Annotated in this window: 5 protein-coding genes; all 5 read right to left on the bottom strand. The window is 51.6% G+C overall.

The window, feature by feature from the left end; genetic code table 11:
* Positions 1 to 265: 265 nt before the first annotated feature.
* Positions 266 to 1,210, bottom strand: coding sequence for an L-lactate dehydrogenase (locus L7E55_RS17130; protein WP_420852071.1), 945 nt, complete (start codon positions 1,208 to 1,210; stop codon positions 266 to 268).
* A 173-nt stretch (positions 1,211 to 1,383) separates the two neighbouring features.
* Positions 1,384 to 4,506: an efflux RND transporter permease subunit gene (locus L7E55_RS17125; protein WP_277445578.1), complete on the bottom strand. Its 3,123-nt coding sequence runs from the start codon at positions 4,504 to 4,506 to the stop codon at positions 1,384 to 1,386.
* Positions 4,507 to 4,520: 14 nt separating this feature from the next.
* Complete coding sequence (locus tag L7E55_RS17120; protein ID WP_277445577.1) at positions 4,521 to 5,705, bottom strand: efflux RND transporter periplasmic adaptor subunit; 1,185 nt, start codon at positions 5,703 to 5,705, stop codon at positions 4,521 to 4,523.
* Between the two features lie 249 nt (positions 5,706 to 5,954).
* Entirely contained in the window at positions 5,955 to 7,145 is a 1,191-nt protein-coding gene (locus L7E55_RS17115; protein ID WP_277445576.1) for an efflux RND transporter periplasmic adaptor subunit, read from the bottom strand.
* Between the two features lie 219 nt (positions 7,146 to 7,364).
* The gene (locus tag L7E55_RS17110) at positions 7,365 to 8,177 is read right to left on the bottom strand and encodes a stalk domain-containing protein (protein WP_277445574.1); all 813 of its coding nucleotides are present in this window, start codon (positions 8,175 to 8,177) and stop codon (positions 7,365 to 7,367) included.
* Positions 8,178 to 8,416: the final 239 nt, after the last annotated feature.

Below are 8,416 nucleotides of genomic sequence, written 5' to 3'. Positions count from 1 at the left end.
ACTCAATTTCGGAAATAGACGCACCGTTTCAATGACATCTCGAAGTTCTTCAGTTGTAAACATACGCCCGCATATTAATATGGCCCCATTTTCATCATGTTTCATAGTGTTGGCCCCTTTCTTCTGGTAACCCACACTATTATCTCATAACGAATATATTTTGTCCAGTAGGGTTTTGCGAAAAAATATTCTCTTTAAAAGGATACAACGCTTTAATTTAACGGCTCTGAGAATTATGCGTCAGTACTGTTTGGGGATATCTGTTTCACAGGTTTATTTGCTTTATGGCGGCCTTTATAATATCTGCTGAATTCCGCAAAGCCTCTTCTTCTTTATCAGTCAACGGCAATTTTAGCGGGTTTCCCCGGCCCCGCGAGTTTACCACGGCCGGCAGGCCCAAACAACAACCGCTGACACCGTAAGCGCCGTCGATCAACCCGGATACCGTCAGGATGCTGTATTCATCGCGGATAATGCTTTCGCAGATTCGTTTCACCGCCAGGCTGACGGCATAGTATGTCGCTCCTTTTCTGGAAATAATTTCGTAGCCCGCGTTTCTTACCATGCTGTCTATTTCCACCCGGTCGACCGGCGGAATGCCGGCCAGTTCGCAGAAGCAATCCAGCCCGGTGCCGGCAATGTAAGCCAGGCTCCAGAGCAGCACTTCGCTGTCCCCGTGCTCTCCCACGACGTAGGCGTGAATATTCCTGGGAGCGACACCACAGTGGCAGCTCAGGTTGTGCCGGAAACGGGAGCTGTCCAGAACCGTGCCGGAACCGAAAACCCGCTCCGCAGGCAGCCCGGTAATTTTCAGCGCAGCGTAAGTCAACACGTCCACAGGATTGCTGACAATTAATAGTATGCCGTTACCTCCCCCGCGTAGCAATTCAGGAAGGCTCTCCCGCAGAATGGCGTAATTCCTTTGCAGCAGGTCCAGCCTGGTTTCTCCCGGCTTCTGGCTTGACCCGGCGCAAAATATAACGATACCGGCATCCCGACAATCCTCGAAAGTTCCGGCGTATATTGACACAGGCTTGATAAAAGCCGCGGCGTGCGCCAGGTCCATAGCCTCGCCAGCAGCTTTGGCGGTATCAGCATCCACCAGCACAAGTTCTGAGACGAGACCACTGATGGCCAGAGCGTAAGCCACCGACGACCCGACATAGCCAGCTCCCACAACGGCAATCTTCCGGTTCGACTTGCTATAAATCTTCAATCAACTCCGTTTTTTTCAGCTATTATTCCCGCTGAAACAAGGAGCATACCTGCCTTCAGGCATATCAAGCGGCTCATGTTTTCGGCACTATTATTTTTGAGCTGAAAATCGCCGCTAATATATGCCCAAAGGTCTTTTTATCTATATAAATATCAACGCGGCTCTCATTATTCAGTTAACCCTGTAACATCTTTACTAGCGCGCCGCCGGAGCCGTTTGGTAATCTTGCCGCCCAGGTCGTCTAGCAAAGTGTATACGACCGGGATGAGCACCAGGGTAAGAAAAGTGGAAATCATCAGGCCGCCGATAACCACGGTGGCCATGGGCGCCTGAGTCTCCGCACCTTCCCCGAGTCCCAGGGCCAGCGGCACCAAGCCGAAAAGTGTGGTCAGCGCCGTCATCAAGATCGGTCGCAGACGCACCGGGCCGGCCTGGACAATTGCCTCGTTGCGGGTAAGTCCACGTTTTTTCAGGGTGTTGATATAATCCACCAGCACGATAGCGTTGTTGACCACAATCCCGGACATCATTATTATTCCGATAAAGGCGGGAACGCTGAAAGCCCGCCCGGTCACCAGCAGGCTCAGCACAACGCCGGTCACGGACACGGGAATTGAAAACATGATGCAGAACGGGTACAGCAACGATTCAAACTGCCCGGCCATGACCATGTATACCAGCATCAGAGCCAGGGACAGCGCCATCCCCAGGCTGGAGAAGGACTCAGCCATATCCTGCTGCTGGCCGCTGTACTGTATGACGTACCCGGCGGGAAGCGGCAGCTGGGCCACTTTTGCCTGGATCTCCTTCTGAATGCTGCCCAGATCCCGGCCGGCGTAATCGGAGTAAACATAAGCGACCCTGGATTGAGAAGTGCGGTTAATCACGTTGGGTCCCTCCCCCTCCTCAAAGCGAGCCAACTGGGTGAGGGGCACCTGTACCCCTCCCTGGGTGATAAAGAGATTCTCCAAGGCGCCGGTGCTGGAACGAGCCTCCGGGCTGAGCATCAGCCGCAAGTCAACGGCGGTGCCGCCGGCATCCACCGTACTGACAACCTGGCCGTCACCCGCCATGGACAATAATTGCGATACCTGGGCTGTGGTGAGACCATACTGCGCCACTTTTTCCCGCTCGAAAACCAGGCGCAGTTCCGGCCGCCCGACTTCCATACTGTTGGAAACCTGGCGGGTGCCCTCCACGCTTTTCATGATCTCGCTAACCTGGCCGGCCAAATTCTTCAAAACATCCAGGTCGTCTCCCTTGATATCAACCTCAATCGCCCGGCCGCTGGAGCCGCGGCTCAAGATGTTTGTTCCGGAACTGCTTGAAACCCGGATGGTAGCCCCCGGAATATTCCTGAATTTGCCTCTGAGGTCCTCCATTACCTGATCTGTCGACCTGTTGCGCTCTCCCATGGGCTTCAGCTTGATATTCATCGACCCGGACTCGGTTTGGGAGCTACCGGCTGCTCCCCGCCCACCACCTACGGAAGTCAGGATGGTATCCACTTCCGGCATTTGCCCGGCCGCTTCCCCCAGCTTGGTCATTACCGCGCCGGTGTCCGCCAGGATTGTTCCAATGGGCATTTTCACGTCCACGCTGATCTGGCCGGAATCCTGGCTCGGCATAAATTCCGTGCCGATCAGGGGGATCAAAAAAAGGCTGCCTATGGTAACAGCTGCCGCCACGGAAACCACCAGGACCCGTTTCTTCAACGAAATAACGAGCAAATTGCGGTATTTCCCGTCGAGAGCGTCATACCACTGCCCGCTTTTATTAAAGAGCTTGTGCCACCAGCGGCTGCCATCGCCGGCCTGCTCAACTCTGCCCAGAATGCGGGAGCACAAAAGCGGGATCAAGGTCAGCGCTACGAAAAGGGCGGCAAGCTGCGAAAAAGCAACGGTCAGGGCAAATTGTTTAAAAAGCTGCCCGGCCATACCGGTGACGAATACCATGGGCAGGAAAACAGTGGCCACCGTGATCGCCGAGGCAATAACCGCGGTGCCGACCTCCGCGGTGCCTTTTTTTGCCGCTTCTTTTGGCTCAAAACCGGCGTGCCGGTGGCGGTAAATACTCTCCAGCACCACGATGGAATAGTCCACCATATGGCCGACCCCGAGGGCTAGGCCGCCCATGGACATCATATTCAAGGTCATTTTATTGAAGTACATTAGGACAAAGGTCGTAATAATGGCAAAAGGGATAGCTGTGGCAATAACCACAGTCGTACGCAGATTTCGGAGAAATATCAAGAGGATAATGATAGCCAAGCCGCCCCCCAGGATCGTGGTCCGGGCCACGTCGTTTACGGAATTTTTGGTGGTTACGGACTGGTCAAAGGCCAAGGCGAACGTTAGGTCACCCGGCAGTTGCTGTTGGAGCCGGCTGAGTTCACTTTTCACTCTGTCCGCAACATCCACGGTATTGGCCCCGCTCTGCTTGTTCACCGAGATGCTCATTGTCGGCCGCCCGTTCAAGAGCGAGTAGGAGTCACGCCTGGCAAAAGTGTCTTTCACTTCAGCCAGGTCACTCAGGTGAATGACACCGCCTTGGACCGGTATGGGTATGTTTCTTACCTGTTCGATGTCCTCATATTTGCCCAGGCCGCGCACGACGTAATTTTTATGGCCCCAGGGCATTATCCCTCCGGCGACATCTACGTTCTCACCCTGAAGGGTCTGGCTCACCTGGCTGATGCTGATATTATACTGCTGCAGACGCCAGGGGTTCACCAGCACCTCAAACTCCCTGTTCAGACCGCCCATTACACTAACTGCGGCAACGCCGTCCACCCGCTCAATAGCGGGCTGGATTGTATCGTCAACCAATTTCTTTAAGCTTGCCAGATCTTGCTGCCCGGATATTGCCACGCTCATGACCGGCATCATGTTTGTATCGAACTTAGATACCGTGGGGGTATCCACCGAGTCCGGCAACCGCCGCTTGATGGTATCAAGCCGGGCGCGCACATCCGCCAGGGCGGTATCCATATTGGTGCCCCAGGCAAATTGCAGGCGGACCTGGCTGGAACCGGTCTGGCTTGTCGAATCGATCTTCTGCACGCTGCTGACAGTACCCACACCGGCCTCAATAACTTTAGTTACATCTTGCTCCACTTCCTGCGGCCCGGCGCCGGGGTAGGATGCGGATATAGAAATGGTCGGGCTGGTGATATCAGGCAGCAAGTCAATGGATAGAAAGTGCAGGGAAAAGAGTCCCAGCACCAGCATGCCAAGGATGATCATTACAATAGTCACCGGCCGGTCGACTGAAAAATCAGCTATTTTCAAAATATCGCCTCCGCTTAATTGGGCTGTTTGCCCTGGGCGCCCGGCTGGCTATTGGCTTTATCTTCTCCGCCGCCAACCAGCACCCTGGCTCCGTCCACCAGGCTTTGCTGTCCCAGTACAACGACCTGGTCGCCTTCCTGTAAGCCGCCGGTAATCTCAGTAACCTTGCCGTCGGAGATGCCGGCCTTGACCTGTACTTCTTTAGCCACACCATTTTGTACAGTATAAACAACACTTCCATCCGACCTGGCCACCAGGGCGTCTACAGGCACAGTCAGCGCTCCCTCGCTCCTGTCCGTGGCAATATGCACCTCCGCGAACATCCCCTGCTTTAGTGCCTGGCCGGGGTTGTCCATCTTGACTTCAATCATATAACCTTTTGTTTTCGCATCGGCTGCCGGGCTCAGGTTGGCGACCACACCGGTAAACGAATCGGCCCGCACCGCCGGAACAAACACTTTCACTTCCTGTCCTTGCTTGATCTTGCCGATCTGCTGTTCTCCGACGGAAACCTGCACCTTCACCCGGCTGAGGTCGACAACAGTAATGGCTTGCGTAGTGCTTGAAACAACACCACCCACATCCACGTTGCGCAGGGCTACTATTCCCGCAATAGGTGAAACAATGACCGTATTGGCCAGTTGATTGCGCTGGTAAGCCAGGGCAGCCTGACTTTGGGCGAGGGTCGCCTCAGGTTCCTCAGACTGGGCCTGCTGCAACTTTAACGCATAAGAATCGAAAGTATCAGCGGAAACAGCCCCCTGTTCAAAAAGCTGCTTGTAACGATCGTACTGTTTAGCAGCGTTATCCCTGCTATCTTCGGCCACCTTTTGCTTAGCCTGGGCTACCGACACTGACGCTTCAGATTGCTGCACCTGCACTCTTATATCAAAATCGTCAAGGGTAAAAAGAACGTCGCCTGCATTGACAGCGGACCCTACTTCCACCGGAACAGAGGCCACCTTGCCTGTTATTTTAGGTGATACAACAACAGACTGCTCCCCCACCAGCTGCCCGCTGGCGACCAGTTCCTTAACAACGTCGCCCCGCTTGGCCGTTTCCACCGCCACGGGCACGGCCGGGCTCTTAGCGCCTGAAGCTTGCGTCGTTAAAGAGTTGCCGCAGCCGGACAGAGTCAGGCTCAACATAAACACACCCGTCAGTATACTTGCCCCAATAACCGGAATTCTTTTTCCCATAATATCCCTCCAGGCCCTGTTAAACGATAAAATTTTGGTCTTTTTGTCCTATCAACCCACCAAGATCCATAATATATTTAACTATTTACAACGTCAATTATTATTTTCAAAAAGTTGAACCCCGCTCACGGGGAGCGGGGTTTCATTAAGCGGCAAAGTCAAGTCACCACTGTAGACATCATAAAACTTTTTTATGTTCATACATGCACACCCGGTTATACAACTGTCACTGTGTTAACAATCAGCAACCTAATTCTGCGCGATGACTTTTATACCTTCTTTCAAGGAATCAATGTTTGTTATTACTATTTCTTCACCTTCTCTTAAGCCCGACCTGATCACGACATTTTTACCGTCCGACAGCCCAGCTACCACCTCACACCTTGTGGCAATGCCGTTATTTATGACCCAGACAAAACTTTTTTCTTCACCCGTGGCCAGCGCCTCTCTCGGGATAATAATGCCGTCTTCATCTCCGGTGTTCAGGAAAATTTCCGCGAACATACCCGGCTTGAGCACATGCTGGGGATTGGGAATCTGTATCTTTACCGGGTAGGCCTTTGAAGTAGAATTCGCCGCAAACGCCACGTTTGTAACAACTCCGGTGAAAGGCTCGTCCTGCACCGAGCTGACTTTTACTTTTATTTGCTGCCCCACATTAACCTTGTTAATCTGAGCTTCATTAACATTCACGGAAACAACCACCGTATCAAGGTTGACCAGTGTAATTACAGGCTGGGCCGTGCTGGCCATTTCGCCGGGATTAATATTCCTGGCCGTGACCACCCCGCTGATCGGGGCCTTGATAATGGTGTTGGCAAAATCCGCCTGCGCTTTTTTAAGCTGGGCCTCGCTCTGACGGATGGTCTCGGGTATGGTCGCGCTGTTCAGGATGTCCAGGCTGTTCTGGGCGGATTCGTAAGACGCCTTGGCCTGAACATACGTTTTTTCCGACTGTTCAAACTGCTGCGCCGATATTACCGCGGAGTCCCGCAGCTGCTTGCTCCTCTGGTAATCCGCTTCGGCTGTTTTGAAAGTGGACTCGGCGTTCGCCAGCGCCAGTTCCGCCTGGTTTTTCTGGGTAGGCAGGTCCGAATTCCTGGCCTTGTCCAACTGGGCCGCGTATAAATCCACCAGGGCCCCCAGGTCGGCCGCGTCAAGACTTACCAGGAGGTCACCCTCGTTAACCTCGGAGCCCACATCCACCGGAATGCTGGATACTTTTCCGGCTGACTTCGGCACGACGTTCGCCGAGTTAAGAGCGTCCAGCTTGCCGCCAACAACCGTTCCGCCAGCCAGCCTCCCGGCATGAGCCGTAACCTTATCAACGCTAACGGTATCTCGGTCTGCCGCGTTAGACCCCAGCGAGCCGCATGCTGCCAGAGACACTATTGAAGCCATCAACAAGCCCACCATAACAATCCCGCGCAAATTTCTCAAGCACACTTCTCTCCTTTAACCCTTCCCGGCGGCCTAAATTAACTAACTAGCATAAACCTTTTTTATAGTTCAACCATTAAACTTGTACCGCTTTTAATCATTAATCCTTTGAATGTTTTATTAAATTAAGTATATGTTGGCCGTTCTTCACTGTCAAGGATTGTATTTTATCGATTAACAAAATGTTTATGTCCGCGTTTACTTGCATTATATAGATACCTAGTCGGAAAAACATTTTAGTTTAGAAGCAGCGTAATCTGCTCCTTTATCCAACGTAATCGTAAAACTACCGTACCTGCTCAACTTATAATTTTCCATGTATTCCTCACCGTAATTAACCATCTTGCCGTCCGCGTCAAATAAAGCAACTTGAACCACCGGATGTTTGTACTCTCTGCTGATATCCTTATCCGTCCGCTCTACTTCACCCGTCACATAGATAAAATCATTCAAAATGCCCTGGTCCTTGGCAAATCTCAAATTATGAAAAGTCACATCAGTGGGAGTGACTGAACATTCCTCTGACGTTTGAAAACTAAAATTTACTGCTTTGTAAAGGTTACTTTTATCTGAAATAGCTCTTATCATGAAATAGGCTGTTTCACCAGGCGTTATCCCGGGCGGCAATGTGGATGCAAGCTTTTCTACCATATTGCCTTCAGCGTCAATTACCTCGGCTTCTATTTTCGCTTTGCTGAAAGTACTTTTAGAGTTATTTTTCACTTCGCCTAAGATGGCGTAGCCATAATCAGTGTCAATTTTTTCATATGAAACAACTCGAAAAGCACCCATTTTTTCAGGCGATGTTAAAATGACTGTTCTCGCCGCGCTATCCCACTTAACATCGAAGCCCATCGCCTCCGATATCACCCTTAACGGGACAAATGTTCTATCATTAATAATCTGCGGCGGTGTTTCGGTAACAATCTCCCTGCCGTCAAGCATAATTTTAATTGGCGCGGGGTCGCCGAAAGCCATCGCCGACACGGTAAGAAATATTCCGATTATAACGCCAAAGATGTATTTTTTCAAAAGCATTCCCTCCCTGCAAATATTAAGTAAATTATTCTATATCTCGCTGAAAATACCTTCCATTATCGATTATTTAACGCATTTCTTTTCTTATCCGACAAGATTTTTAAGCAATAAAAAAGCCGCCCTATCGGGCGGTTCTTCCTTTTCTAGAAGATATCTTCTAAGCTGTTTTGCCATGGCTCTTTAGGACGCATTTCTCCTCCGCATTTTTCGCAGACAAACCTGGGAGGTACCGT

The organism is Pelotomaculum isophthalicicum JI (genome assembly GCF_029478095.1).
GTDB lineage: Bacteria > Bacillota > Desulfotomaculia > Desulfotomaculales > Pelotomaculaceae > Pelotomaculum_D > Pelotomaculum_D isophthalicicum.
The sequence above is the reverse complement of the archived record's forward strand: the minus strand, read 5'-3'. Positions and strand labels throughout refer to the sequence as shown.

Bases quoted from the DNA above. Each gene is read 5' to 3' on its own strand.
- L7E55_RS17120 (WP_277445577.1), bottom strand. From the start codon at position 5,705: ATGGGAAAAAGAATTCCGGTTATTGGGGCAAGTATACTGACGGGTGTG.